Source organism: Pseudoalteromonas sp. 2CM39R (assembly GCF_023161845.1).
This window is the reverse complement of record NZ_JALNTM010000060.1, coordinates 1-900: the sequence shown is the minus strand read 5'-3', so window position 1 is coordinate 900 and position 900 is coordinate 1. Positions and strand designations below refer to the sequence as shown.

Here is a 900-nt window from a genome sequence, read left to right as displayed (position 1 = left end):
TGGGTCGTACTGGACTTGAACCAGTGACCCTCGCCTTGTAAGGGCGATGCTCTCCCAACTGAGCTAACGACCCATATCTAAAACAACTCATTGCTGCGTTGTTGTGGGGCGCTATTATAGATAGAGTTGTAAATGTGTCAACACTTGAATGAGTAAAAATGTGTTAGATGCAGCTTTTATAAACAATGACATGGCATTTAAGCATTTTTTGGCGAACAAATATGCAATTTATATTCATAAGCTTATATTTAGACTTGGATCTATAGCTTTATGACCTAGGTAAATCATTCCAAATGATATGAATACAGTAAATTTTTAAAACAGTTTTTTCATATCGATAAATTTGCATTAGTTAATTGCACTCTAGTTAGCACTATTAAAAAAAAGCAGGGGAGGGGAAAGTCGTTTTATTTAAAGCTTTAAATAACGAATTTTATTTTGCATATAAATGTATACCTTTTTTAAGAGAGTAAACTCAAAAGCAGAGAGCCTTTGATAACAAACCAACAATGCAATTAGCCCAAAATAGCTAATTTGATAGCGCTTTGTATAAAATACCTCCGTAACGGATTGATATTTAGTCAGCTTGTTGAAATTTAAATCATTTAAATAAACTTAGATAAAAAACTGTTGACTTTATTTGGGGGGCTGCATAGAATGCGCCCCGCACTCAGCGATACACAACCAACATTAATTGGCGGTGTGTATGCAAGTCGGGGCTATAGCTCAGCTGGGAGAGCGCTTCGCTGGCAGCGAAGAGGTCTGCGGTTCGATCCCGCATAGCTCCACCAGATTTGCATAGTGTTTGTCCTAGGGTTGCAGTTTTCTGCGTCCCCATCGTCTAGAGGCCTAGGACACCGCCCTTTCACGGCGGTAACAGGGGTTCGAATCCCCTTGGGG

General features: G+C 39.6%; 2 tRNA genes. One reads left to right on the top strand and one right to left on the bottom strand.

Annotation, left to right across the window (positions count from 1 at the left end):
* Positions 1-73, bottom strand: a tRNA-Val gene (locus MTF66_RS38380).
* 642 nt (positions 74-715) lie between these two features.
* Between MTF66_RS38380 and MTF66_RS38375 the strand changes: the two genes are divergently transcribed.
* Positions 716-791: transfer RNA gene (locus MTF66_RS38375), tRNA-Ala, on the top strand.
* The last annotated feature ends 109 nt before the right edge of the window (positions 792-900 follow it).